The following is a 26,885-nucleotide window of genomic DNA, read 5'->3' on the forward strand; positions in this document are numbered from 1 at the left end:
TCGGGATATATTGCAATGGACTATGAAAATGATAAGACTTTAAATCGTAAACGACGTTTAGCTCTTTTTTATTTTTATTTTATTTTTTTATATAGCCTGTTTATGATAAGTCAGCCTGGAGAAGGGCTTTTTTTAGAACTTGTTTTTTTCTGGTCAGCTGTTTTTATTTTTATATTGTATGTATTTTTTATTAGTTTTCTCGAAACCCCACGTAGATACAAAAAAAGAAAAAAATGGAAATGATTAATTGAAGTTAAATAGAAGCTGTTGATATTTTGTATTAATCATATATCTATTTATATTTTTAGCCATATTATGCAACATGCTAATGTGGCTATACCGACATAATTTCTAGCCAAGACCTGCATTAGGTGTGGTGCTTGCCGCTGGCGGTTACCCAGGCAAATATAATACCAAAGATGTCATCCTTGGATTGCCTGCCGAATCAACCGAAGATTGCAAAATCTTTCATGCGGGTACTAGTTTAGAAAAAGGGCGTGTTCACACTAATGGCGGGCGAGTATTGTGCATAACCGCACTTGGTAACACGGTACTTGAAGCCCAACAACGTGCTTATCAGCAAGCCAAAGACATCTATTGGCATGGTTGTTTTTATCAGCATGATATTGGTTACCGTGCGATTGAGCGGGAACAAAACAAATAGTGATGATTGGGTGTTTTTTTAAGAAAAACACCCAATAAAAACTTTAATAAAATCAATACCTTTCCTGACTGTTTTTTTAGCGGAAAATCAGCTTTTTTGTTTTTGTGAATAGAGTGGATTGAGTGCGGTGGTTTCGGACGTTTTGACTTTTTGTGAACAAAATAGCTACAGTGACAACGTCCGAGTCAGGGAATTAAAGCGAATTCCCTGACAACCCACGCTTTGGCTACAGAATGTGGCCTACGGCTAACCCTCCGCCGTCGCTCGGTCTTAACGCACCGTTTGTGGAATTACTCGTATCATCCTGATACTCGCCCCTACGAGGCATCTTCGCCGTGCTCAAATGTTCAAATTTGTTCCAGACAAATTTGTCCTCCACCGACGCTCGGTCTTAACGCACCGTTTGTGCAATTACTCGTATCATCCTGATACTCGCCTCTACGAGGCCACCTTCTCTATGCTCAGGTGTTCAAATTTGTTCCAGACAAATTTGTCCGACGCCGAAACAAGACAACAACATAACCTTAGGTCTTTTTTGTGAGTTGTTTTTGTGTTAAAAAGCAATGCAAAAACCCCAAAAAAGTGGTCAGGAAAGGTACTAATTTTATTAAAGTTTTTTCTATCCGTTTTTTTGAATATAAACCTCTCCAAACCCTTTTTTTTACGATAATTTAAAGTTCAATAAAATCAATACATTAGAAAATAGCTTAAAAAAAGGGTTTTCAAAGTCAAAATTGTTGTTTATCTTTATATAACAAGATTTATCAAATCTTGAGTTCTACCTTAACGCCGTATAGGCGGTTTAGAAAGAACATCTATAGAGTCAACAGCGTAACCGTCACCTTAACGCCGTATAGGCGGTTTAGAAATAGCTCCCTCTAAGCTGAGGAAAGGATAACGCCCTTAACGCCGTATAGGCGGTTTAGAAAGTTTGGTTGACTGGTTAGCTGATTATTACGATCCTTAACGCCGTATAGGCGGTTTAGAAAAACAGTTCGTGAGACTAACTCCGAAATATGGGCCTTAACGCCGTATAGGCGGTTTAGAAAAAAAGGCGCTAGAGTAACTATAAAATACAACTCCTTAACGCCGTATAGGCGGCAATAAAAAATAAAGTTAATCACATAATTAAAAAGCAATCGGCTATGTTATCTGTTTTATTCCGGCGTCAGAATGTGGCAACAACAGAGCGAGTTTGTGGCGCGCTTGACAAATTTGTCTGGAACAAATTTGAACATCTGAGCATAGCGAAGAAAGCGAATATCAGGATGATACGAGTATTGCCGAAGGCCACATTCTGCAGCCAAAGCGTGGGTTGTCAGGGAATTTGCTTTAATTCCCTGACTCGGACGTGGGCACTGTAGCCATTTTGTTCACCAAAGGTCAAAACGTCAGAAACCACCGTACCAACCCCATTCTATGCACCAACAAAAAAACATCATTTTGATGAAAAAATTGGTCAGGAAAGGTGTTGATTTTATTGATGTTTTTTCTTGTTGTTTTTTAACAAAAAAACAACATTACGCCCCCTGATTTGTCAAAAACAACCCAAGTGATGGATTTTGCGTTTCGTTATGAAAACCATACCCCAAAGCTTTCAAATGCTGATTAAATTCACTACTATCACTTTCGCCAATTTCAAACGCAGCAAGTACTCTACCATAATCAGTCCCATGGCTACGGTAATGGAACATCGAAATATTCCAATTTGTCCCTAATGTTTGCAAGAATTTAAGCAAAGCGCCTTGTGATTCAGGAAATTCAAAACTATACACTTGTTCTTGAAGCGATTTGCACGGTTTGCCGCCAATCATGTAACGAACATGCAGTTTTGCCATTTCATCTTCGGTCAGATCCACAACAGGGTAGCCTGCGGCGGTAAGTTCTTGCATGATGTCGTCTTTTTCGTTGCTTTGCGCAATTTTGATGCCGACAAAAATATAGGCGGACTTGTCGTCGTGGTAGCGGTAGTTAAATTCGGTCACTGAGCGTCTGCCAAGGAGTTGGCAGAATTTTAAAAAACTGCCTTTCTTTTCGGGAATGGTGACTGCAAAGAGTGCTTCACGCTTTTCGCCAAGTTCGCAACGTTCTGATACATAACGTAAGTTGTGGAAATTTAAATTTGCCCCCGATAATATGTGGGCAAGATTTTCGCCGCTGATGTTGTGGTGCTCTACGTATTTTTTTAGCCCTGCTAAGGCAACTGCGCCAGAGGGTTCAGCTATGGCACGTACATCGTCAAATAGGTCTTTTACTGCTGCGCAAATTTCGTCGCTACTGACGGTGATAATATCGTCGATATATTGTTGGCAAAGCCTGAATGTTTCGTCTCCAATTCGTTTAACGGCGACACCTTCGGCAAAAAGTCCAACACGATCTAAATCAACAGGGTGGCCGGCATCTAACGCCGCTTTTAAGCAAGCGGAATCTTTAGGTTCGACCGCAATAACTTTGATTGATGGCATGATTTGTTTGATTAATACCGCAACGCCAGCAGCAAGCCCTCCACCACCGACGGGTACAAAGATGCGGTCGAGTTTGGCATTTTGTTGTAATAATTCCATCGCAATACTGCCTTGTCCTGCAATGACAAGTGGGTGGTCAAAGGGTGGAATAAAAATGCGTTTTTGTTCTTTGGCAAGCGCCATGGCTTTGGCTTTGGCTTCGTCAAAATTGGCTCCGTACAAAAGTACTTCACCGCCGAAGCTTTTTACTGCTTCTACTTTGATGTCGGCGGTTGTTAGCGGCATAACAATTAAAGAACTGATGCCTAATTTAGTCGCCGAAAAAGCAACGCCCTGCGCATGGTTGCCTGCTGATGCGGCAATAACACCGCATTTGCGTTCATCTTCACTTAGGCTTGCTATCATGGCTTGTGCGCCACGGATTTTGAAACTGTGGACGAGTTGGCGGTCTTCGCGCTTGACAAAAATTTGATTATTTAATCTTGTTGAGATTTTTTCCATCTTTTCAAGTGGAGTGACTTCGGCCACGTCATAAACGGCACTGCAAAGTGTTGCTTTTAAGTAGTCGGCGCCTGTGAATTGTGTGTTTTGTTGTTTCACATTAACCTCCAAGTTTGCTTTTATCACGAACTGCCCCTTTGTCTGCGCTGGTTGCTAAGCTAGCGTAAGCTTTAAGTGCATAAGAGACTTGGCGGTTGCGGTGGTGAGGCGTAAAGGCTTTGTCACCACGGGCAAGTTCGGCGACTCGGCGGCGTTCAAGTTCATCATTAGGGACATCTAGTACGAGTTTTCGATTTGGAATATCAATATCGATTATATCACCATCACGAACTAGCCCTATAACTCCACCACTTGCTGCTTCTGGTGAGATGTGTCCGATTGATAAGCCCGATGATCCTCCTGAAAATCGTCCATCAGTAATAAGGGCACAAGCTTTGCCAAGTCCCATTGATTTTAGATAGCTGGTTGGGTAGAGCATTTCTTGCATGCCCGGTCCACCTTTTGGTCCTTCGTAAATAATGACAACTACATCGCCTGCTATTATTTTTCCACCTAAAATGGCATCGACAGCATCTTCTTGGCTTTCAAATACTTTGGCAGGGCCTCGGAAAATGAGATTTTCAGCAGCAACGCCTGCAGTTTTAACAATTGCTCCATCCAGTGCTACGTTACCATAGAGTGTGGCAAGTCCACCATCTTGACTATAGGCATGGGCTATATCACGAATACACCCCTCTTGACGGTCATCGTCAAGTGTGTCCCAATAGCAGTCTTGTGAAAATGCTTTGGTAGTGCGAATGCCGGCTGGGCCACTACGGTACATTTTTTTGACGGTTTCGTCGTTAGTTTGTTTGATGTCGTATTTAGTAAAGGTTTCTTGTAATGATAAACCGAGTACGTTGTGAACATTAAGATTGAGTAGGCCTGCTTTGTCTAATTCAGACATGATTGATACCACGCCACCAGCACGGTGTACATCTTCCATATGATATTTTGCAGTACTTGGCGCCACTTTGCATAGGTGTGGGACTTTGCGGGATAATTTGTCGATATCTGACATAGTAAAATCGATTTCACCCTCTTGTGCTGTTGCTAGCAGATGTAAAACGGTGTTGGTCGATCCCCCCATGGCAATATCGAGTGACATGGCGTTTTCATATGCGGCTTTAGTTGCGATAGCGCGTGGTAGGTAAGATTCATCATCATGTTCGTAATAGCGTTTGGTAATTTCAACAATGCGTTTTGCTGCTTGTAAAAAGAGTTGTTCACGCTGTTTGTGTGTGGCAACTAATGAGCCGTTGCCGGGTAGGGATAGGCCTAAGGCTTCAGTTAAGCAGTTCATGGAGTTAGCGGTAAACATGCCTGAGCAAGAGCCACAAGTTGGGCAGGCTGATTCTTCGATTGCTTTGCTGTCTTCGTCGCTGACATTTGGGTTAGCACTTTGGATCATGGCATCGACCAGATCTAATTTTATAATTTGATCTGAAAGTTTGGTTTTTCCCGCTTCCATTGGTCCACCAGAAACAAAAATGGTGGGAATATTTAAACGAAGTGAGGCCATTAACATGCCGGGAGTGATTTTGTCGCAGTTCGAGATGCAGATCATTGCATCGGCACAATGTGCGTTAACCATATATTCAACCGAATCGGCAATAAGTTCGCGCGATGGTAATGAATAGAGCATACCACCATGCCCCATGGCGATGCCGTCATCAACGGCGATTGTGTTGAATTCTTTGGCAATACCACCCGATGCTTCAATTTGTTTTGCAACCAGTTGACCAATGTCTTTTAGATGGACATGCCCTGGTACGAATTGTGTAAATGAGTTAACCACCGCAATGATGGGTTTACCAAAGTCTTCATTTTTAACGCCTGTTGCACGCCATAATGCACGGGCGCCAGCCATGTTTCGGCCTTCGACCGAGGTTGCTGAACGATATTTAGGCATTTTTTGCTCCCAAGTTTTTATTATGCATACGATTTTATTTTGTCTCGATAATAAATCAATATAGCTAATTCGATGTTTAAAAAATTCCCACCAAATTAGTTGGTGGGAGTGATTTTTATTTAATTGGATCTAACCAACCGTATTTGTCTTCGGTTTTACCACTAAATAAGCCAAAAAATGTTTGTTGTATTTGTTTGGTGATTGGGCCGCAACGACCAATACCCACTTGAATGCGGTCAACACTGCGTACGGGGGTGATTTCGGCTGCGGTGCCTGTCATAAACACTTCGTCGGCTAAATAAAGTGATTCACGAGATAGTGTTTGTTCACGCACTTCTATGCCAATGTCTCGTGCTAATGTTAATACTGCATCACGTGTAATACCCGGTAGCGCTGAAGACGATAGCACTGGGGTATATAAAATGCTATCTTTTATGATGAATAGGTTTTCGCCTGCGCCTTCTGATAGGTGACCATGCACATCTAATGCGATACCTTCTTGGAAACCATTTGCTCGTGCTTCAGATCCAATTAGTAATGACGATAAATAGTTACCGCCCGCTTTAGCTGCTGCGGGAATGGTGTTTGATGCGACACGATGCCACGATGAGACCATTGCATCAATACCTTGGTCTAATGCTTCTTCGCCAAGATAGGCACCCCATGGGAATGCGGCAATCATGACATCGGTTTGATAACCTGCTGGTGGGTTGACTCCCATGCCTACATCACCAACAAAAACAAGTGGGCGGATATAAGCACTTTTTAAATTATTTTTTTTGATGGTTTGGCGAGTTGCTTCCATAATTTCTTCAAGCGAATAAGGAACAGGAAAACGATAAATTTTGGCTGAGTTTAATAGTCGTTGTGCGTGTTCTTTATGGCGAAAAATAGCAGGGCCTTTATGGGTGTCATAACAACGTACCCCTTCAAATACTGAAGTTCCATAATGTAAGGCGTGCGACATAACATGTACTTTGGCATCTGCCCATGGAACCATTTCGCCATTAAACCAAATATAATCCGATTTTGCTGTAGAACCCATTTTTGTTTTCCTCTTTATTTTTTATTTGATAAGCATTTTTTGCTGTAAGTATTTTGCTTTAATGGTTAAGCATTATACTCTGAACTTGTGTTTGTTTAACTGTTAAGTTATTTATTAATTTGGTTAATCTTTTATTCAACTGTAATGACATCTTCTAATTTTGCGACTTGGTTTTGTAATGTTGATAGTGATCTTTCGGTCGTTAAGTGTAGCGTCATTGTTATTGTGTTGTTTTCGAATGTTTGCATTTGCATTGATTCGATGTGTCCACCTCGATGGCGGATTACACGCAATATTCGTTCAAGTGTTCCTAAGGCGTCATTCGCTTTTATGGTTAATTGATGTTGCGTTTGTTGGTTCATTGCTTACTCCTTGCCACTTTTGTCTAACATGTTTTCGTTGGCCGCACCAGGTGGTACAAGTGGCCATACGTTTTCTAATTCGTCTATGCATACATGTAAAAGGTAAGCACCTTTGGAATTGAACATGTTGTCAAGCGCACCGTTTATTTGTGACTTTTTGCTGATGGTTTGCCCCGGTATGTCAAACGCTTTGGCTAGCGTTAAAAAATCGGGATTATCAGATAGGTTTGTTTCGCTGTATCTTTCGTTAAAAAATAGCTCTTGCCATTGGCGAACCATGCCTAAGCGTTGGTTATCAATTAATACAATTTTTATTGGTAGCTGTTTGCGTTTGATGGTGGTGAGTTCTTGAACATTCATCATGAATGAACCATCGCCCGATACACAAATAACGCAGTCATTCGGTCTTGCCATTTGTGCACCAACGGCAGCAGGTAAACCAAATCCCATAGTGCCAAGCCCACTTGATGTGATAAAGTTTTGTGGGTGGGTAAAGCGCATGTGCTGGGCTGTCCACATTTGGTGTTGTCCAACATCGGTTGTAATAACTGCATCGGCCGATTTACGCTCTGATAGGGTTTTTAATAATGCTGGTGCATAAATGGCTTCGCCTGGGTGATCATAACGGGTTGGATGCTGTGCTTTTAATTCATCAATCCTTTGATGCCATGCATTTATTGATACAGTTTGATTTAGCAAGGGTAACACGTGTTTTATGTCACCTTGCAATCCTAAATGGCTTTGGCGTAATTTGTTGATTTCGGCTTGGTCAATATCAACATGAAGCACTTTAGCATGTCGTGCAAATTCGTTAAGATTGCCCGTTACTCTGTCATCAAATCGCACCCCTAACGCAATTAGTAGATCGCACTCTTGCACTGCTAAATTAGCTGCTTTGGCGCCGTGCATGCCAATTAGTCCTAAATAATAAGGGTTATTAAGATCGGCTACGCCAAGTCCTTTTAGTGTTGATACACTTGGGATGTTTGTTAGTGCCATGAATTGTCTTAGTTCGGCTATTGCTCCAGAAAGTCCAACACCACCACCAATGTAAAGGATTGGTTTTTTAGCTCGGGCGATCATTTGTTTGGCTTGGTTTATATCATCAGGCAAGATTGGATATAATTGAGAGTTATCTTGTTGAGAAGTTTTGGTTAAGGATGGCGATAAATAGTTTTGGTACTCTAGGTTTGCAAGCTGTATGTCTTTGGGGATGTCAATTAATATTGGTCCCGGCCTGCCTGAATTGGCTAAGTCAAAGGCCTGCTCTAAGGTGTTGGGTAAGTCTTTAGCCTCATCAATTAAGTAACTGTGTTTGGTGCAAGCAAGTGATAATCCTAAAACATCTACTTCTTGAAAGGCGTCAGTACCAATAAGGTTGGTGGGAACTTGTCCTGTTATGGCAACAATCGGTACTGAATCAATTAAGGCATCGGCAAGACCTGTGATGATGTTTGTTGCACCAGGGCCAGAGGTTGCAATGCAGACACCTGTTTTTCCTGTTGCTCGGGCATAGCCTATGGCTGCCATGGCTGCACCTTGTTCGTGGCGACACAGTACATGCTCAATACCACCATCATAAAGCGCATCATATAGTGGCATAATTTGTCCGCCAGGATATCCAAAAACGGTAGTTACGCCTTTCTCTTTTAAAGTTTTTACTATCCACTGTGTTCCTAACATTGATTCCTCACTTATTTTGCCCATTTATTTTTCATAAAAAATAAGGTTCATAAAAAAACCCCCGCTTTTTGAGGGCGGGGGTTTTTGATCTATGTATGAACATATTTTTAATTCAAAAAACGCCCCCGCGCAGGAATAATGACCACGCTGACAATAATGTTGATGAGGACGATTTTGAGTGAAAATTTCATAATGTTATATAATTAACTTTTTGTCATTTTTAAAAACTATTCTTAACAAAATACTCGTTTTTAAAAAAAGTGCAACCGTTTTTTGACGTTTTTGTCATGTGTATCAATAATCTGTTGAAAAGGTTTGGCGATTTTTTTGTTGTAGTATAAAAAAACATCATCTTTGATGCTTTGTTTTGGTGTTTTTGATGATGTGGTGTATAAATAGTAAACATGAGTAATATTAAGAAATATCGTATATCTAAACCATTAAAAATGAGATATCAGTATGAAAATATTGCAACTAATTCTTTTTGCACTTTTAAATCTAGCTTTAATCAGCTGTGATAATGCTAAAAGCCCTTCACAAAGTGCGTCCAATACAGATTCAAAAAACAGCGAGCTTAGCGATACTCAAAATGAAGTGATTGAACCAATAAAAAAAGCGTTACCGATTGATATTGATGAGTTCACTACGTTAGTTGGGGTAGAAAAAGATCATAATACAATTAATTATACTTATAGTGTTTAGTGTTCGAAATACGCCTGAACAAGCTCTATTATTACCAACAACAATTGATGCTATTCGTCAAAAATTGCTTAAGACGTATTGTGAAAATAGTGATGAGATGAAAACACTAAAAAATGATTTTCCGGATGGTATTAACTATCACTACGATATTAATAATAAAGAAATCATTATAATTGAATTAAAATCAACAGATTGCGAAGTTAATTGATCTTTTTTTTAATGCGCTATATCTAGCTTAGTTAATTTTAATTTGCTACACTAAATCCAATACAAAATTATACAACGATCATGGCTTTGATATGACTATTTTCACCGTTCTCACCAAGCCCACTCAAAGCCAGCTTTAATGAATTTTTAGTCCTTATTTTTAATTTTTTTGAAAATTTAGAAGGTGTTACCAAGTAGCAAAATTCAGTTTTAAAAGCAAAAGTCTTTAAAAAAGTCCCAATCTTAAACTATATAATTTATTGAGTTGATTAAGTATTTTTAACATTGATATGAGTACACATAGGATTTTGTGAGTCTTAATTGATTTTATTTAAATTATATTAAGGTTTTATAAAAAATATAGATTAACTTAGGAGCATATTATGCGTAAACAAAAAATCTATAATCCACTTACCAAATATCATCATGACAAGTTTCCAAAACAAAAACAGGTTGCACCAGCTTTACAGTGTGAAATGACCCCAATTCCTGATTGTGGCGAAAAGAGCTATCAAGGACATAATCGTTTAGAAGGGCGTAAAATGCTTGTGACTGGCGGCGATTCAGGCATTGGACGTGCAGCAGCGATTGCTTATGCTAAAGAAGGCGCTGATGTGGCTATCAATTATCTTCCTGTTGAACAAAAAGACGCGGAAGAAGTTGCTAAAGTTATTGAGGCCGCTGGGCGTAAAGTGGTGTTAATTCCCGGTGATTTAAGTGATGAGGCGTTTTGTAAAAAATTAGTTGATGAAGCTCATGATAAATTAGGTGGGTTAGATAATTTGACGTTAGTTGCCGGTAAGCAAACTGCAGTCGAAAATATTATGGACCTTACCACAGAGCAAATTAAAAAAACGTTTGAAGTGAATGTGTTCTCGCTTTTTTGGATGACTAAAGCAGCTTTAGGATATTTAAAACCCGGTTCGACTATTATTACTACTTCGTCAGTTCAGGCTTATCAACCTAGTGGTAATTTATTAGATTATGCTTCAACTAAGACGGCTATTATTGCGTTTACTCGTGGTTTAGCTAAACAATTAGCACATAAAGGTATCCGTGTAAATAGCGTGGCGCCGGGACCAGTTTGGACTCCACTACAAATTTGTGGTGGTCAACCAAGTGATGTGATTCCTGAATTTGGTAAACAAACCCCATTACAACGAGCAGGTCAACCTGTTGAGCTTGCTGGTGTTTATGTGCATTTAGCATCAGAAGAGTCAAGCTATACAACAGGCGAAACGTATGGTGTTACTGGTGGTATGCATATTAACTAATTAAGTAATTAGCTAATAGATAATGGTCACTGTAAAAGTGCTTTTTATGCGCTTTTACAGCTGATTTATAGGTAATCAATTTTTAAAATCAATAGGTTATTGCGAATCCAAATCACTATAGCCAATATAAATTAAAAATAGAAGGGGAATAATATGAAACTTTTTAAAGTAATCTCTTTAGTAGTATTAGGGTTTTTTTTAGTTAATTGTGATAATTCAAAATCAAAAGCTGATGATATCAAGCAGCAAGCCGAGCAGACAAGTTCAGAAATAAATGACAAGGCTAATCAAGTAGGATCTCAAATTAGCGAAAAAGCGAGTCAATTAAGCTCTGAAATTGGCGATAAAGCAAGTCAATTAGGCTCAAAAATTGGCGATCAAGTTAAGCAAGTAAGTTCAGCCATTAGTGATAAGGCTAAAGATTTGTATGAACAAACAAAATCGGAAAAAGAAGATATGCTTAATAAGATTAAAGAAGGTAATTATGGTGTTGCTCAAGGTTTGATGATCAAGGCGATTAAAACAAAATTGCCTGCAACTATTGATTCGAGTATGACTTTGGTTGATGTATCAACAGATAGTAATGCAATTAATTATAAATATGTTGTGAATAATATTACTAAAGATGCATTGCTAGCTGAAACTAATCAAAAAAATTTACAAAATAAATTAGTTGCGTTTTATTGTGGTGATGATGCTAGTATGAAGACGCTAAGATTAGTATTCCCTAGAGGTGCTAATCATAATTATTACATCAATGACGATAAAGTTTTTTCAGTGGATGTAAAACCGACTGATTGTGATGATAATGATTAAATATGGTTTGATTAGATCCAATAAGTATAAATAGTTAAAACTCATTAGCAATAAAAGGGCTTATTAAAGCCCTTTTTATTTATTATTTATTTTTGTTTAAAAATGTAAAATATGACAATTTTTATACCTATTTGCTTTCAACTATTTTACAATACTAATGCCTGAATAATCGGCAAAAATAAAATTAGTAACTTTAAAATAAAAAGGAATATTGATGAACGATTTAAAACCAGCGGCAGTAGTCGCAATTTTGATGAGCTTAGCTCTTTTTGGTTGTGATAACTCAAAATCCGATGCCAACAAATCAGTTGGTGATTCTTCAAAAAATACTGATCTTACTCTTGTACAAGATACTATTATTAATGAAGCTAAAAAAATGCTTCCAGTTAAAGTTGATGCAAACACTAATTTAGTTGAAATAGCAAAAGATAGTGAATTACTGAATTATAAATATATTATTAATGCTTCAAAAGATGAGATATCAATCTCTGACACAAAAAATCAAACAGGAGAGGCATTGAAAAAAGTTTATTGTGGTAATAACCCACAACTTAAACAGTTTAGAGACGCATTTCCAAATGGTGTCAGTCATAACTATTATATTGGAGATGAAAAAGTAATGTCATTTGAGTTAAAACCGAGCGATTGTGATACTAAATAACGATATATTTATTTTGTATTATTTTGTTTAAGATTATCAAAAAAGTTAAAGTTTATGGATTATATCTATCAATTTTGACGAGTTTAGATAAAAAGGGCCTATTAGAGCCCTTTTTATTGGTTATTTATTTTTGTTTAATATGTAAAATATGATAATTTTTATACCTATTTGTTTTCAAAAATTTTACAATGATAATGCCTGTATTTTAAATAATTGGTAAAAATGAAATTGGTAACTTTAATAAAAAGGAATATCAATGAAAGGTTTAAAACTAGCAGTAGTTGCAATTTTGATGAGTTTAGCTCTTTTCGGTTGTGATAATTCGAAATCTGATGCCAACCAAGTAGTTGGTGATTCTTCAAAAAATACTGATCTTGCTATTTTACAAGATACCATTATTAATGAAGCTAAAAAAATGCTTCCAGTTAAAGTTGATGCAAAAACTAATTTAGTTGAAATAGCAAAAGATAGTGAATTGCTGAATTATAAATATATTATTAATGCTTCAAGAGATGAAATATCAATCTCTGATTTAGTTGAAATAGCAAAAGCTAGTGAATTACTGAATTATAAATATATTATTAATGCTTCAAAAGATGAGATATCAATCTCTGACACAAAAAATCAAACAGGAGGGGCATTGAGAAAAATTTATTGTGGTAATAACCCACAAATTAAACAGTTTAGAGACGCATTTCCAAATGGTGTCAGTCATAACTATTACATTGGAAACGAAAAAGTAATGTCATTTGAGGTAAAACCGAGCGATTGTGATACTAAATAACGATATATTTATTTTATTTAAAATTATGAAAAAGTTAAAGTTTATGGATTACATCTATCAATTTTGACGAGTTTAGATAAAAAGGGCTCTATTTGAGTCCTTTTTATTGGTATGAATCTACATTATTATTGGGCTTTCTTCTAGTATATCTGACCAGTTAGCGATTAATTTAGCTAATGTTTTGATGCCTTGTTCAATTTTTTCTTCTGGTACTGTGACAAAAGCAAGTCGCATGCAATTAGTTCGAATAGCATTAGCAAAAAAGGTTTCACCCGGTACAAAAGCAACTTTATGTTGGATTGCTTCGCTAAGTAGTTCTGTCGCATTGATATTTTTTGGTAATTCAATCCAAATAAACATGCCTCCTTCGGGTTTATTCCAAGTGACTGTGGTTGGCATGTATTTTTGTAATGCATTTAACATTGCTTGGCAACGATGACCGTATAATTCACGAATAGTTGGAATATGCTTATCAAGAAAGCCATCTTTTATTACATGGTAAGCAATACGTTGAGTTAGACTTGGGGTATGTAGATCTGCTGCTTGTTTTAGTTGTACCAATTTGTTGATTAATTTTTCATTGGCAACGATATACCCAAGGCGTAGTCCTGGGGCTAAGATTTTTGAGAAAGAACCTAAATAAATAGTGTTTTCTGGCGCTAATGTGTATAAGCTTGGTAAACGATGTCCTTGGTAATCTAATTCTCCATAAGGATCGTCTTCGACCAATGCAAGGTTATTGCGGATTGCTTTTTCTGCTAATTGTTGGCGTCGTGCTAATGGTAAACGGCGTCCTGTCGGGTTTTGAAAGTTAGGGATTACATACATAAAATTGGCATCGGCTGCCGTTTTGTCATCAAGTTTTTCAGGAATAATGCCTTGTTCATCACCTTCTAGCGAAATATACTCAGGCTCATATTGAGTGAAAGATTGTAATCCACCTAAATAGGTTGGGGTTTCAACTAGGACTTTACTTCCTTTGTCTATCAGTGCTTTGCCAATAAGATCTAAAGCTTGTTGAGAACCAGTGACTATCAAAATTTGGTTAGGTTTTACGTTAGTGTTATCACGCTGAGATAAATATTCAGCTAACCAGATGCGTAGCGGTGCATAACCTTCGGTTGGTCCATATTGTAAAGAACCACTCATTTCGTCAGCGGTAATAATATGGTCGAAGGCGTCTTTTATTTTTTGAACTGGAAAAGTATTTGGCGAAGGTAAACCTCCAGCAAATGAAATAACATCAGGCTGTTCGGTAATTTTTAAAATTTCACGAATAGCAGAGCTTTTCAATGCTATAGCTCGGTTAGATAGTTTCCACAACATAAATACTCACCTTTATCTTGTTTATAGTTTTATAGTCGGTTTTATCAGTGCATTATTGTATTTTAATGAATAATGCTTTTTTAGAATGATTTAGATATCGACAATATTTTAGTTACAATATTATTTTCGTGCTCACTATAATATGGCATATTTAATTTGTCATTAAAACAAATTAAACAATTTAGCCGTATTTTAATTGTTTAATATAATAAGTTTGTATTGATATAAAAAAACAGGGCTGTTGCCCTGTTTTTTATTTTTGAGATATTTTATTCGAGTGCTTTGCCTTTTGTTTCAGGTATTAAAAAGACAAATGCAGCAGCCGATAATAAATAAGCGGCAGACAATAAAGCTAATGCATAGCTAATTGAGTAGACAGTGGCCAAATAGGCAATAAGCACTTGTGATACGCCAGCAAGACCTCGACCTATATTGAAGATAATGTTTTCAGCACTTGATCGTGCATCTGTTGGGTAATGCTCAGCAAGCAACGCACCATATCCACCCATCATGCCATTGACAAAAAAGCCAATCACTGAACCAAATATAATAAGTATAACCATATCAGTTTGTTGGAAATAGAACCAAATCGAAACGGCTGAAACAAATAAAAACAGAATGTAAGAAGGACGACGGCCAAATTTATCGCATAACCAACCAAAAATTAAAATCCCTAATGACATGCCAATAGTGGTTGAAATGGTCCAAAACATGGTGTTTTTAAATGGCAATTTGAGTTCGGATGCAATCATGTTTGGCATCCAAACCATGAGTCCATAAAAGCCAAAGTTTTGTACTGCACAAGCAATGGTTAATCCTATTGTTGTTGCTATTGTTCGGGGATTTTTAAATAATTTGCCAATGGCAATTTTATTTTTGTTTTGGTTTTTAAGGTTTTGCCAAATTTCAGGTTCTTTTAGACCTTTACGAGTCCATGCAACAAATAAAGCAGGTAATACACCCATGGCAAAAGCCCAGCGCCAGCCATAAATTTCACCAATAAAATTGACAGTCAATGCGGCTAAAATAATACCTACTTGAAAGCCTAGTGCAACAATTGATGTTGCTCTTGAACGTTTATTTTTAGGCCAGCTTTCAGAAACTAGCGTCATGCCAATACCAAATTCGCCACCAAGACCAAGCCCACTTAAAAAGCGAAATATTAAAAAGCACTCATAGTTGGGTGAAATTGCGCATAGTCCAGTAAAAAAGGAAAATATTAAAATCGTCCATGAAAAAACTCTAACTCGACCATATTTATCAGCAAGTACACCAAATAAAATGCCACCTAATACTGCGCCAAGTAGGGTCACTGATGTTAAGGTGCCTAAATCTGCTTTAGTTAGGTTAAAGCTTGTCGAAATCAGGCTAAAACAAACACCTAAAATCATCATATCCATGCCATCAAGTGCATAACCAACGGTGGAAGCAAAAAGTGTTTTCTTTTGGTATGGCGTTGTTTGTTCACTTTCGCTTTTAGCTTGCTGGGCTGTGTTTGCTTCAGTTTTCATGTATACCTCTAGTTTTTAAAATTAGATAGTTACTTAAAATTTTCATTTTATAATGTTTAATTTGTGATTAAACGGCGGGTAAATAAAAGCGGGGGAAAGTATATACTTAAAACTCATAAAAAGCCAAACTTAAAGCTTAAGTAGCTGTTTTATCCGCCGATTTTAATATCGGCGGGATGTTATGTCATTCTTCTGCAAAATACCAGTAACCTTTGTTAACAAACTCAAGCATTATTTGAAGCACGTTTTTATTTTGTAAATGCTTGTAATATAATGTTTCTGTTTCACAAAGTAGATCGATGATAGGCATTGGTAAGTCAATTTTTTCACCATGAATGTAGCCAAAATCACCTACTTTAAGAATGCGAATGCTAGGTACTTGGTGTAGCTTTGAACCATTTTTTAGTAGTGATTCGAATTCATTGTAATCGTAGGGTGGTTCAACAGGTACAATATTTAGTTCGTGCATTGATTGTGTAATGTGTTTGCCAAACCAATCGTTAAATAATTGGGGTGTTTTGATTAAGTCGATAATTTGATCCTGTAGTTTTGTTAGTTCATAAGGTTGAACTCGGTGTGGGTCGTTAGGTAGTTTTAAATTCGGGTCTTGATAATAAATACCATTAGGTAGGTTATCGATGACATAGTCGGCAAAGCTACTAAGTAGTTCTTGCGATGTTTGTGTCATAAAACCAACAGAATAGCTAAGTGATTCACCAATAGATATACCATTATGAGGGCAACCTATTGGAATATATAAAATGTCGCCTGTCGTGAGTTCTTCATCTATGATGGATTGGTAGTCTTCAACATGTAATAATACTTTGTGTGCATTAAATTGTTTATAATTTGGGTTGCGATCACCCACTTGCCAACGCCTGCTCCCCATGCCTTGAATAATAAACACATCGTAATTATCAATATGAGGCCCAACACCTGCTCCTTGTGTTGCATAAGAAATCATTAAATCATCAAATTGCCATTGTGGTATGCATTTGAATGGTTCAACTAATGTGGCAGCTTGTTCATGCCAGTGATCAACCGCTTGAACAAGTAAGCTCCAGTGATCTTCTCCTAAGTTATGATATTCAGTAAATGGTCCATATTTTGCATCCCAAACGCCATCTTTATTGGAAACAATTCGGCTATCAATTTCTTCTTCCATTGCTAGCCCTGCAAGTTCATCTGGTGTAATGGGATCAATAAAGTTAGTAAATGCTTTGCGTAAAATAACTGGTTTTTTTTGCCAATAATTTGTTAAAAAATCATTCCAATCAATGGTTAATTTATAATTCATTTAATTTTCCTTGCAGATTGAATAATCGACAAAAGTTAGCTGTGGTTTTTTGGGCTATCGCTTCTAATGAGACGCCTTTTAAAGCGGATAAATATTGTGCCACTTCACGAACATACGCTGGTTGGTTTTCTTTCCCTCTGTGTGGTACTGGAGCAAGGTAAGGGGAATCTGTTTCGACCAAGATACGATCAAGTGGTACATATTTGGCAACATCGCGTAGGGCTTCGGCATTTTTAAAGGTGATGATTCCTGAAAATGAGATATAAAAGCCGATGTCTAAGAGTTGTTTGGCTGTTTCGATATCTTCAGTAAAACAGTGTAAAACGCCAGAATGAACGTGTTCGTCTTTTAATATTCTTAATGTGTCTTGTTTGGCGTTACGGGTATGGACAATAATTGGTTTATTTAATTTGCGACCTAATCGAATATGCTCTTTAAAATTTTCTTGTTGCTGTTCTAAATTATCTTGTTGATAGTAGTAATCAAGACCTGTTTCGCCTAGTGCTATGACGTTATTTTCTTGCGCTAAGCTTTGAAAACGATCGGCATCATACTTTTCATCGTCTAAATTAAGCGGATGAATCCCACACGAAAAAGAGCATTGATGTTTATAAGGGGTAAGTTGATGTTTCATCGATTCATAGCCCGATAATGTTGTTGCTACACTTAAGCAATGTTTAACATCGTTGTTTACAGCTTCTTGTAAAACATCTTTGATGGATTTAGTACTAAAGTCTAAACTATCTAAATGACAGTGAGAGTCAATTAAAAACATAGAAATCTCTTTTTATTTATTGGTATGTTGTTCAAAATCACGAACAGGTTTTATGGTTGACCACGAACGGCAAGCAGGGCATAACCAGTAGATGGAGTTGACCGTAAATCCACATTTTTGGCATCGATAATTCGGGACAATTTTTATTTGCTCACCTACCATGTTACGTAAAAGCAACAGGCTTTCTTTCGCTTTGCCTTGTTCTGCATCTGCAACATGATAGTTCATTAATCGATAAAATCCTTTTAAATTAGGATGTTTAAGTAATTCACGGTACATGTAATGTTGTGCTGCATCTAAGCCTTTTTGTTTTTCTATAAGATCAGCAAGCATTAATTCGGCTACGCTACCGCTATTTTGTTCGACACATAATTGTAAAAATTGTTGAAATTGCTGTTGATTATTTAGTTTTAGATAGCACTCTTTTAATAAAGGTAATGCTTCGCCAATAAAGGCTTTGTCTTGTTGTAATATTTCTTGAAATGATTCGATAGCTTGCTCTATTTTGTTTTGAGCCATAAAAACGCGACCCAGCATGAGTGAAGTCCGAGCACATGTTGCATCTGCCGTTGCTGATTTTTGTAATAGGTTATTTGCTTTGTCTAGTTCATTATTGGTTATAGCTTGTGAGGCGAGTTCACAATAAAATTGTGCAATATCAGTTCTGTATTTTTCATTGCCAAGTTTGACTAGTTTAGTTGCTGTGTTAATGGCATTTATCCATTCACTGGTTGATTGATATATGATGATAAGTTGTTGTAATGCATGTTGTTGAAAGTCTTCTTCATCTATTAATTTCAAAAACATCTTTTCGGCACGGTCGTAAAAACCTGCAACCATATAATCTCGGCCTAATTGTTGAATGGCTAATAGTTGTTGTTCAAAGGTTAATGATGCGCTGTCTAACAGTGTTTGATGAATACGTATCGCTCTATCAACTTCGCCTCGAGAGCGAAATAAGTTACCTAATGTTAAATGCGCTTCAAGTGTACCATCATCTTCTTTTAATAGATCTAAAAAAAGATCGACAGCTTTATCTTTTTGGTTAGACAAAAGAAAGTTTAAACCATCTACATATTCACGAGATAGCCGATTAGATTCATTTAAATATTTTTGTTTTGCATTTCTGTTACCCATATACCAGCCATATCCGGCAGCAATAGGAAGTAACAGAAATAACAGCTCAAACATAGTAACCTATTCTTAATTGGGTTTAGTTAAGGTTGTTTGTTGATGATTTGCTATATCTTCATCGTATTTTTTTTGTAATTTGTTTAATTTACGTTTTGTTGATGAGTGTTGGAATTTAGATTTTAAAAAGAAAACGCCTGTTAATATCCAACCAATAATAAAACCAGAACCAAACAAAATAGCTAATAATACAGATAAACGAATTTCAGTTTTAGCAATCAAATAATTAAATGTTACAAGTTGATCATTCGCTGAACCTATTGCTATTGATATGGCAAAAATGATAATTATCAATAAAATTGATATAACAAATTTCATAATGTTAACCTTTTTGTTTTTAGTTAAACGTTTTTATTATATGTGTCTGTTTCTATAAATTGCTTTGGTTCGTTAAGCTGTTAATTATAACGTTCAAAAATTAAATTCGTCTGTTATAAATTGAATTTCTTTTATTTTTATTTAAGCGTTACTTATCTACTATATGCCATTTTTTAGCATAAAAACAGCAGATTAATGAAATTATCCAAGCGATTAATATGCTTGTTATTAAATCAATTGGTCGATGCATACCTAGTAATAACCGACTAATTTCAATTAATACCGACCAGATAATGGTGCTTGATATTATTACATAATGCCGTTTAAATTTTAGTAATGTTAAAGCTAAAAATGCCCAAGTGACAGAAAATAACGTATGCCCAGAAGGAAAGGAATATCCTGTTTCATGTTGCCAGTGGTTAGATAACCAACTTGGGATTGTTATTGAATTATTTAGTAATTGTTGGATAAGTTCTTTTCTTTCTGACTTTGTTTGCGAATAAAATTGTTGATCAGTCATATTAAATTCTTTTGCCATCCAAAGTACATAAGGCCTTGATTCGGCTGTTTGCGATTTTAAAAAGCTTTTAATTACTTGACCACTTAATATTGCGCTAACAAGTAGCAACCATAACAAAACAATTTTTGTTTTTGTTTTGTTGGGTAATAATAGGAGAAATACTAAAAATAAAATTGCCGATGTTATTATTGCCCAAGGAAAACTGGCCGTTTCGGTTATTAAAAATAAATATTTAGATGTATTATTTAATGACGTTGGTTGCCAGTGCCAATTTATGGCTATAATAACTAAAGGCACAGTTAAGAAAATAGCTAGTATAGCTATTGTTTTTTTTATTACTAACCCCATTTATAAACTCAATTAAGTACAAATTGCTTAATATTTTAGCATAGAATGTAGATTTATTTTTATAAAATCTTATCTATGTTTTATTTAAAACGGAGAAAATAATGCAATTAAAACGTGTTGCACAAGCAAAATTACCAACTCCTTGGGGATGTTTTACTATTGTTGGATTTGAAGAGATTGCAACAAAGAAGGATCATGTAGCATTGGTATTTGGTGATATATCTAGTGATGCACCTGTGCTTACAAGGATTCATTCTGAATGTTTAACGGGGGATGCACTTTTTAGTTTACGCTGTGATTGTGGTTTTCAGTTAGAAGCAGCTTTAAAACAAATTGCAAAAGAAGGTAAAGGGATTTTAATTTATCATCGTCAAGAAGGGCGTAATATTGGTTTGCTGAATAAAATTAGAGCTTATGCATTACAAGATCAAGGATTAGATACAGTTGAAGCCAATGAACAATTAGGTTTTGCAGCGGATGAACGCGATTTTACTTTATGTGCTGATATGCTTAATTTATTAGGTGTGTCTCAAATTCGTTTATTAACCAATAATCCAGAAAAAATTAGAGTACTTGAAAGCTCAGGTATCAAAATTACAAAACGAGAGCCATTGGAAGTCGGTGAAAATCCAAATAATGAACATTATTTAGAAACAAAAGCGAATAAAATGGGGCATATACTTCATTTACATCACTGCAATTGCAAGCATTAAGCGATTTAGCTGAATTACGAATAATTTATTGGTGGCTGAATTTATATGAAATAGTGATAAATGTTTAGGTAAAAATCTCAAAATATATTTATTTTGAGATTTTTTTATGAAGCTTAAATATACCCAAAGGGTTTTAGCTTATTTGCGTAATTATTTGTATATGTAAAAATGAATCTTTGTCACTATTCTTTATCACTACGTAGTATGCCACCATTAGCGATCTGATCTTTTGTTATTTCGTGCATGATGATTTGTACTGCTTCAGGTTTGCAGTTAAGTGTTTCGGAAATTGCATTTGTTACGCGTTTTGCCATTTCTCTTTTTTGCTCTATGGTGCGACCCTCTAAAAAGTCGATAACGACGTTTGGCATAGATATCTCCTAGTGATTAATTTGAGCTAGCTGTTCATCAGTCAATGCGATTTCATCATTATGGCATATGCTAATGCCTGATTTTATAATTTTTTCAGCAATAGCTTTGGCTTCATCTAATGAATGCATTTTGTAGGTACCACATTGATATTCGTTTAATTCTGGAATTTGATTTTGTGATTTGACATTTAAAACATCATGCATTGATTTTAACCATGCATCCACTATTAATGCTTCGTTTGGTTTACCAATTAAACTCATGTAAAAGCCTGTACGGCACCCCATGGGTGAAATATCAATTATTTCAACTTTGTCGCTGTTTAGGTGATCACGCATAAAGCCAGCAAATAAATGCTCTAATGTATGAATCCCTTTTTCTGGTAGATTATCTTTATTAGGAATAGTAAAGCGTAGATCAAACACAGTGATGTGATCACCTTTTGGGGTTGCCATAGTTTTTGCAATTCGCACAAAAGGCGCTTTCATTTTGGTGTGATCAACTTTAAAACTATCGAGTAAAGGCATAATTTCCTCCTTGTTTTTTGATACTTGCTATTGTAATCAATTAACCAACAAGTACCAATGAATTTTATTTTTATTGAGCGAACAAATTTAGCATTTCTTGTTCATCAATAACTTTAATTCCCAATTCTTGGGCTTTGTTAAGTTTAGAACCAGCGGCTTCTCCGGCAATGACTAGATCGGTATTTTTTGATACGCTACCCGTTACTTTTGCTCCTAATTGTTTTAATTTATTTTTGGCTTCATCTCGAGTTAAAACTGATAAGGTGCCTGTTAATACCACTTTTTTACCAAAAAAAGGTGAATCAGTATTAACTGCTTGCATCTGTGGATTTAAATTTTGCCAGTGAATACCAATTTCATGACTGGTTAATTGTTCAATGATATTACGATTATGAGGTTCTTGAAAAAAGTCTATAATACTTTCTGCAATGATAGCACCGATATCTTTTACCGTTTGTAATTGTTCAAGCGAGGTGTTCTCAATTGCCGGTAAGTTGCCTAGTTGGTTAACTAGATTTTCGGCAGTAACTTCGCCAACATTTGGGATGCCAAGAGCAAATATAAATCGACTTAATGTTGTATTTTTAGATTCCTCTAGTGCATTTAATAAATTATTGGCAGATTTTTCACCAATTTTATCTAAACTACATAGCATTGGTCGATTTAGTTTATATAAATCTGCAGGTGTTTTGACATACTCTTTATCAACTAGTTGTTCGATGACTTTATCACCCATACCTTCTACATTCATTGCTTTGCGTGAAACAAAATGCTTTAAAGCTTCTTTTCGTTGCGCAGGGCAAATTAGTCCACCTGCACAGCGTGATATAGTTTGACCTTCATCTCGAACTATTAGTGATCCACAAATAGGACAATGTGTTGGGAATACGATCTCTTTTGTATCTTTAGGTCTTTTATCCAATATTACGGCTACAATTTTGGGAATAACATCACCGGCCCGACGTATTGTAACATAGTCTCCTTCACGTACGCCTAGTCGGGCTATTTCATCACTATTATGTAATGTGGCATTGCTAACAATAACACCAGCGACAGAGACAGGTTCCAATCTTGCAACAGGTGTAATTGCACCTGTTCGTCCAACTTGAAAGTCTACTTTATTTAATTGTGTAATTTGTTCTTGAGCAGGAAACTTAAATGCAGTAGCCCATCTAGGAGCACGAGCAATAAAGCCAAGTTCATTTTGTTGTTCAATACTATTAACTTTTATAACTACGCCATCAATATCAAAGCCTAGCGACATGCGTTGTTCGCCAATTTTTTTGAAGTAGTCTAAAGCAGCCTGTGCACCTTGATGTTTTTCCACTTTATTGCTAACAGGTAAGCCCCAAGCTTTGAATTGCATTAAACGGTCATAATGAGTATTAGGTAATGTAGCACCTTCAACTATACCCACACCGTAACAAAAGAATGTTAATGGACGTTTTGCTGTAATTTTAGGATCTAATTGTCTTAATGAACCCGCTGCCGCATTACGTGGGTTGGCAAAGACCTTTTCGTTGTGTTTTATGGCATCAGCATTAAGTTTTTCAAATCCTTTGTGGGTTATAAATACTTCTCCACGAATTTCTAATCGAGTTGGAATATTGTCTCCTCTTAAAACTAGAGGAATTGTTTTGATGGTTTTTACATTTGCGGTTATATCTTCCCCTGTTGTACCATCACCTCGGGTTGCGGCTTGTGTAAATTGCCCATTTTGGTAAAGTAAGCTGACAGCAAGCCCATCAAGTTTGAGTTCGCAACAATATTCAACATGTTCAGTATCGCTTAAATGAAGACGATCTTTTACTCGTTTGTTAAAAGCAATAAAACTTGTATCATCAAAAACATTATCAAGTGATAACATAGGTATTTCATGCTTGATCGATGCAAATTGTGCTAATGGAAAACCCCCAACGCGTTGAGTTGGTGAGTTGGGTGTAATAAGGTCTGGATATTGTTGTTCTAATGTTTGCAGTTGTTTTATTAATTTGTCATATTCGGAGTCGGGAATTTCAGGTGTATCAAGTACATAATAGCAATATTCGTGATGTCTAATTTTTGTCCTTAATGAGGTCAGTTGTTCTGTTATGTCTTTAACAGATTTATATGTATTTGCTGAGTTTTCGGCTTTATTAGATAGTGACATAATCATAGGCTCTTAAATTAAAACGTAGGGTTAGGAAATATCATTACAATTGCATTAATTTAACTGTCAATAATGCATAGCCAAATTAAGTCATTTAAATAAATATTTAATACTTATCTGTAACCACCAACTTTGGTTGGTGGGGGTGCTAAAAATTTGTTGAAAATTATGTGGTTAAATTTCGTTACAGGATTTTTTTATGCGATCTTTGTAACTGTCTATCTTTTGCGGAGTTAACATGTGATGTTCGTCATCTAACACTACGCCGTTGACATCATCAGCAATACGTTGCGCTGTCTGTAACATTAATTTGAAGTTTTGTTGGTTGTTACCTTCTGTTGGTGCAATCATGAAAATAGATACGCCGGGTGTTGTAAATTCATGCATAGTTTCAGGATCCAAATACCCGGGTGTAATCATATTTGCTAAGCTAAATAAGACTGGACCGTTACCTGCAGGATCCACATGACGGTGAAAAATTTGCATATCACCAAACTGAAACCCTGATTGCATAATACTAGCAAGTAATACATCACCTTGTAGTAGTTTTCCGTTAAGACCTGTAACATTTAATACAATAATTTCTGTTTTAGATTGTTCGTCTTTAATGCCTAGTTTTTGATGTGTATCATGATTAATTTCATTATTGGCCTGCTCATTAGTATCAACTTGTGTTTCTTTTATTTTTTTAGTTAAACTAAGGTCTTCTTCATCTTCAAAAAGATCTTTATTAATATTAATAGCTGATTTTTGATCTTTGTCTGTAGTAATTTCTAGTTGATCACAATTATCAACAAATAAATCTTTTTGCTGAGGTTTATTTTCTTGTTCTTCTGTAAGCTCATCTACAGTGGCGTTATTTTCAGCAGTTTCATTGTCTTTTGTTGTTTTAGGTTTGAGTAGAATTACATCATCTTCCTCTATATCTATATCTATATCGCTTATAGAAGGATTTTGGTGTAGTTGAGTATTTTGTTCAAATTTTCCTTTTTTATTTGAACTAAAAAGCGAAGAATGTTCTTTTTTATTGATCCAAAATCCATGGATAAGCAATGCAATAATAACCAAGGATGCAACAACAATTAGAACAATACGTAAATTATCCATAATAACCATCTCTGTATTAAATTAAATATAGATTTAAATTATTTAATCATATTTTAAAAAAATGATTCCGGAATGCAGTAATGTAAATTTTTGCTTCTTTTAGCAATTTGAATTAATCTTCATTAAAGCAACCGTATTTGATATTTGTAGTATAACATTTTCTTTAAGATACTTTATAGTACAAAAAATCAGTTAGTCTATATTACTTTATTTCTAGTAATAATCATAATTATCAATATACTTTTTTATTATCATGGTTTATTTAGTTATTTTTTAGAACTCTGTGCTATTAAGTAGTAGGGCTACTTACAATCTATCCATATTTTTTGTAAAATTACTGACCACTTTTGAATAAGAACTATTAAAAAATAAATAATTATTAAGTTTACTGAGGTTATTTTTATATGAGATTTAACAAGCTACTATTAGCCTTGCCTGTGGCGTTTGCCGGCCTGCTTTTATTAACAAGCTGTGATAATGGTAAATCACAAGACGGTAATAATCAATTACCAGGAGTCACTGTATTTAAAGTTCAACCATTAAACTATACGTTAAAAATCAGTTTGCCTGGCAGGGTTGTTGCATCTCAAATTGCTGAAATTAGACCTCAGGTCGGTGGTATTGTTTTAAAACGTGAATTTGATGAAAGTTCTAATGTTAAAGCTGGGCAATCACTATATCAAATAGACCCTGCTATTTATCAAGCTAATTATGATAGTGCTGTTGCTAGTGTTGCCAGTGCCAAAGCAAATGCAAATATTGCACAGCTTACATTAAAACGTTATGCAGGGCTGTTAAATACCAAATCAATTAGTCAACAAGATTACGATAAAGCAGCAGCCGATGTTAAACAGGCGGAAGCGGCTGTATTGGTTGCTCAAGCCGCTGAGCATACAGCCAAAGTTAATTTAGAGTATACGAAAGTGTATTCACCAATTGATGGATATATCGGTAAATCAAGTGTGACTGAAGGAGCATTAGTAGCCGCTGGTCAGTCAACACCGCTTGCGCTAGTTCAACAACTAGACCCTATTTATGTCGATATGACAGAAGCGGCTACTCGTTATAATAAATATCTTCAAGATGAAAATGTTATTTATGAACCAGCAAAAGAAAATAATGTAGAATTATTTTTTAACGATGGTTCAAAATATGCTCTACCTGGTAATATTAAGTTTTCAGATATGACTGTAAACGAAACGACAGGTACAGTGACATTACGTTCTCAATTTGCCAACAATGACGGTAAAATTTTACCGGGTATGTTTGTTAAACCTCAGGTGACATTAGGTTATATTAAAAATGCCATACTTGTTCCGCAACAAGGCATCACTAGTAATAAGTTGGGACAATATACTGCAAAAATCTTAAAGCCTGATAATACAGTGGAATATCGTCAAGATATCCAAGTATACACAGGTATTGAAGGTTATTGGGTTGTGACAAAAGGAATTAACGTTGGTGAAGAAGTTATTATTACAGGATTACTCAATTTAACTTCTGTCGAAAACCCTAGACAAGATACCCCACCACTGAAAGTAGAAAAAGTTGGTGAACCAAGTACACTTTCACAAAAGCAGCTGGACAGTATCACCCAAAACAGTGTGAAATAGAATAGG

General features: G+C 36.0%; 25 protein-coding genes, 1 pseudogene and 1 CRISPR repeat array. Of the genes and pseudogenes, 10 read left to right on the forward strand and 16 right to left on the reverse strand.

Going from position 1 to position 26,885, the window contains the following annotated elements:
* Both GQ589_RS12295 and GQ589_RS08600 read left to right on the forward strand, forming a co-directional pair.
* Window positions 1-243 (forward strand): hypothetical protein (locus GQ589_RS12295; RefSeq protein WP_237399205.1); only part of this gene is annotated, 243 nt, incomplete at its 5' end.
* A gap of 115 nt (window positions 244-358) precedes the next feature.
* Window positions 359-664: pseudogene (locus tag GQ589_RS08600) on the forward strand (phosphoribosylglycinamide synthetase C domain-containing protein); the annotation flags it as partial.
* A gap of 781 nt (window positions 665-1,445) precedes the next feature.
* Window positions 1,446-1,773: a CRISPR direct-repeat array (repeat unit 28 nt; unit sequence CCTTAACGCCGTATAGGCGGTTTAGAAA).
* Window positions 1,774-2,184: 411 nt separating this feature from the next.
* Here the strand turns inward: GQ589_RS08600 and ilvA are convergent.
* From ilvA to ilvG, 5 genes are all read right to left on the reverse strand, one after another.
* Window positions 2,185-3,729 (reverse strand): threonine ammonia-lyase, biosynthetic, encoded by a 1,545-nt coding sequence (gene ilvA, locus GQ589_RS08605; protein WP_160425629.1) that lies wholly within the window; start codon window positions 3,727-3,729, stop codon window positions 2,185-2,187.
* Window position 3,730: 1 nt separating this feature from the next.
* Entirely contained in the window at window positions 3,731-5,581 is a 1,851-nt protein-coding gene (gene ilvD, locus GQ589_RS08610) for a dihydroxy-acid dehydratase (protein WP_160425631.1), read from the reverse strand.
* A gap of 115 nt (window positions 5,582-5,696) precedes the next feature.
* Entirely contained in the window at window positions 5,697-6,626 is a 930-nt protein-coding gene (locus tag GQ589_RS08615; protein ID WP_160400131.1) for a branched-chain amino acid transaminase, read from the reverse strand.
* A gap of 131 nt (window positions 6,627-6,757) precedes the next feature.
* Window positions 6,758-6,988 (reverse strand): acetolactate synthase 2 small subunit, encoded by a 231-nt coding sequence (ilvM, locus tag GQ589_RS08620; protein ID WP_160400130.1) that lies wholly within the window; start codon window positions 6,986-6,988, stop codon window positions 6,758-6,760.
* Window positions 6,989-6,991: 3 nt separating this feature from the next.
* Window positions 6,992-8,671, reverse strand: coding sequence for an acetolactate synthase 2 catalytic subunit (ilvG, locus tag GQ589_RS08625; RefSeq protein WP_160400227.1), 1,680 nt, complete (start codon window positions 8,669-8,671; stop codon window positions 6,992-6,994).
* Window positions 8,672-9,130: 459 nt separating this feature from the next.
* Between ilvG and GQ589_RS08630 the strand changes: the two genes are divergently transcribed.
* The 6 genes from GQ589_RS08630 (at window position 9,131) to GQ589_RS08655 (ending at window position 13,115) form a co-directional block, all read left to right on the forward strand.
* The gene (locus GQ589_RS08630; protein ID WP_160425633.1) at window positions 9,131-9,373 is read left to right on the forward strand and encodes a hypothetical protein; all 243 of its coding nucleotides are present in this window, start codon (window positions 9,131-9,133) and stop codon (window positions 9,371-9,373) included.
* Window positions 9,366-9,581, forward strand: coding sequence for a hypothetical protein (locus GQ589_RS08635; RefSeq protein WP_160425635.1), 216 nt, complete (start codon window positions 9,366-9,368; stop codon window positions 9,579-9,581). The genes GQ589_RS08630 and GQ589_RS08635 overlap by 8 nt, the downstream gene beginning before the upstream one ends.
* A gap of 382 nt (window positions 9,582-9,963) precedes the next feature.
* Complete coding sequence (locus tag GQ589_RS08640) at window positions 9,964-10,854, forward strand: SDR family oxidoreductase (RefSeq protein ID WP_160400128.1); 891 nt, start codon at window positions 9,964-9,966, stop codon at window positions 10,852-10,854.
* Between the two features lie 153 nt (window positions 10,855-11,007).
* The gene (locus GQ589_RS08645; protein WP_160425636.1) at window positions 11,008-11,670 is read left to right on the forward strand and encodes a hypothetical protein; all 663 of its coding nucleotides are present in this window, start codon (window positions 11,008-11,010) and stop codon (window positions 11,668-11,670) included.
* A 214-nt stretch (window positions 11,671-11,884) separates the two neighbouring features.
* Window positions 11,885-12,331 (forward strand): hypothetical protein, encoded by a 447-nt coding sequence (locus GQ589_RS08650; RefSeq protein WP_160411207.1) that lies wholly within the window; start codon window positions 11,885-11,887, stop codon window positions 12,329-12,331.
* Window positions 12,332-12,587: 256 nt separating this feature from the next.
* Entirely contained in the window at window positions 12,588-13,115 is a 528-nt protein-coding gene (locus GQ589_RS08655) for a hypothetical protein (protein ID WP_160411208.1), read from the forward strand.
* A gap of 117 nt (window positions 13,116-13,232) precedes the next feature.
* On the opposite strand, the gene GQ589_RS08660 is transcribed toward GQ589_RS08655, so the two are convergent.
* From GQ589_RS08660 to GQ589_RS08690, 7 genes are all read right to left on the reverse strand, one after another.
* The gene (locus tag GQ589_RS08660; RefSeq protein WP_160411209.1) at window positions 13,233-14,441 is read right to left on the reverse strand and encodes a PLP-dependent aminotransferase family protein; all 1,209 of its coding nucleotides are present in this window, start codon (window positions 14,439-14,441) and stop codon (window positions 13,233-13,235) included.
* 269 nt (window positions 14,442-14,710) lie between these two features.
* Window positions 14,711-15,952: an MFS transporter gene (locus GQ589_RS08665; RefSeq protein WP_160425638.1), complete on the reverse strand. Its 1,242-nt coding sequence runs from the start codon at window positions 15,950-15,952 to the stop codon at window positions 14,711-14,713.
* A gap of 184 nt (window positions 15,953-16,136) precedes the next feature.
* Window positions 16,137-17,249: a cupin domain-containing protein gene (locus GQ589_RS08670; RefSeq protein ID WP_160425641.1), complete on the reverse strand. Its 1,113-nt coding sequence runs from the start codon at window positions 17,247-17,249 to the stop codon at window positions 16,137-16,139.
* On the reverse strand, window positions 17,239-18,024 hold the full coding sequence (locus tag GQ589_RS08675) for a YchF/TatD family DNA exonuclease (protein ID WP_160425643.1): 786 nt from the start codon (window positions 18,022-18,024) through the stop codon (window positions 17,239-17,241). The genes GQ589_RS08670 and GQ589_RS08675 overlap by 11 nt, the downstream gene beginning before the upstream one ends.
* Window positions 18,025-18,036: 12 nt before the next feature.
* Window positions 18,037-19,215 (reverse strand): lipopolysaccharide assembly protein LapB, encoded by a 1,179-nt coding sequence (lapB, locus tag GQ589_RS08680; RefSeq protein ID WP_160425645.1) that lies wholly within the window; start codon window positions 19,213-19,215, stop codon window positions 18,037-18,039.
* A 12-nt stretch (window positions 19,216-19,227) separates the two neighbouring features.
* Complete coding sequence (locus GQ589_RS08685) at window positions 19,228-19,533, reverse strand: LapA family protein (protein WP_202112418.1); 306 nt, start codon at window positions 19,531-19,533, stop codon at window positions 19,228-19,230.
* Between the two features lie 148 nt (window positions 19,534-19,681).
* Window positions 19,682-20,401, reverse strand: coding sequence for a phosphatase PAP2 family protein (locus GQ589_RS08690; RefSeq protein ID WP_160425647.1), 720 nt, complete (start codon window positions 20,399-20,401; stop codon window positions 19,682-19,684).
* Window positions 20,402-20,502: 101 nt separating this feature from the next.
* Here GQ589_RS08690 and ribA point away from each other — a divergent pair, with 101 nt between their 5' ends.
* The gene (gene ribA / locus GQ589_RS08695; protein ID WP_160400118.1) at window positions 20,503-21,114 is read left to right on the forward strand and encodes a GTP cyclohydrolase II; all 612 of its coding nucleotides are present in this window, start codon (window positions 20,503-20,505) and stop codon (window positions 21,112-21,114) included.
* 182 nt (window positions 21,115-21,296) lie between these two features.
* Here ribA and GQ589_RS08700 read toward each other — a convergent pair whose 3' ends face one another.
* The 4 genes from GQ589_RS08700 to zipA all read right to left on the reverse strand — a co-directional run bounded on the left by GQ589_RS08700 (window position 21,297) and on the right by zipA (window position 25,266).
* Window positions 21,297-21,485 carry a 2-hydroxymuconate tautomerase gene (locus GQ589_RS08700; RefSeq protein WP_160425649.1) on the reverse strand — a complete coding sequence of 63 codons (189 nt, stop codon included), beginning with the start codon at window positions 21,483-21,485 and terminating at the stop codon, window positions 21,297-21,299.
* 9 nt (window positions 21,486-21,494) lie between these two features.
* Window positions 21,495-22,010, reverse strand: a complete 516-nt coding sequence (luxS, locus tag GQ589_RS08705; protein ID WP_160411215.1) for an S-ribosylhomocysteine lyase — start codon at window positions 22,008-22,010, stop codon at window positions 21,495-21,497.
* A gap of 70 nt (window positions 22,011-22,080) precedes the next feature.
* Window positions 22,081-24,159 carry an NAD-dependent DNA ligase LigA gene (gene ligA, locus GQ589_RS08710; RefSeq protein WP_160425651.1) on the reverse strand — a complete coding sequence of 693 codons (2,079 nt, stop codon included), beginning with the start codon at window positions 24,157-24,159 and terminating at the stop codon, window positions 22,081-22,083.
* Window positions 24,160-24,333: 174 nt separating this feature from the next.
* Window positions 24,334-25,266, reverse strand: coding sequence for a cell division protein ZipA (gene zipA, locus GQ589_RS08715; protein ID WP_160425653.1), 933 nt, complete (start codon window positions 25,264-25,266; stop codon window positions 24,334-24,336).
* Between the two features lie 404 nt (window positions 25,267-25,670).
* Between zipA and GQ589_RS08720 the strand changes: the two genes are divergently transcribed.
* Window positions 25,671-26,879, forward strand: a complete 1,209-nt coding sequence (locus GQ589_RS08720) for an efflux RND transporter periplasmic adaptor subunit (RefSeq protein ID WP_160425655.1) — start codon at window positions 25,671-25,673, stop codon at window positions 26,877-26,879.
* Window positions 26,880-26,885 lie beyond the last annotated feature (6 nt).

It is taken from the genome of Gilliamella sp. Pas-s27 (assembly GCF_009795865.1).
Lineage (GTDB): Bacteria > Pseudomonadota > Gammaproteobacteria > Enterobacterales > Orbaceae > Gilliamella.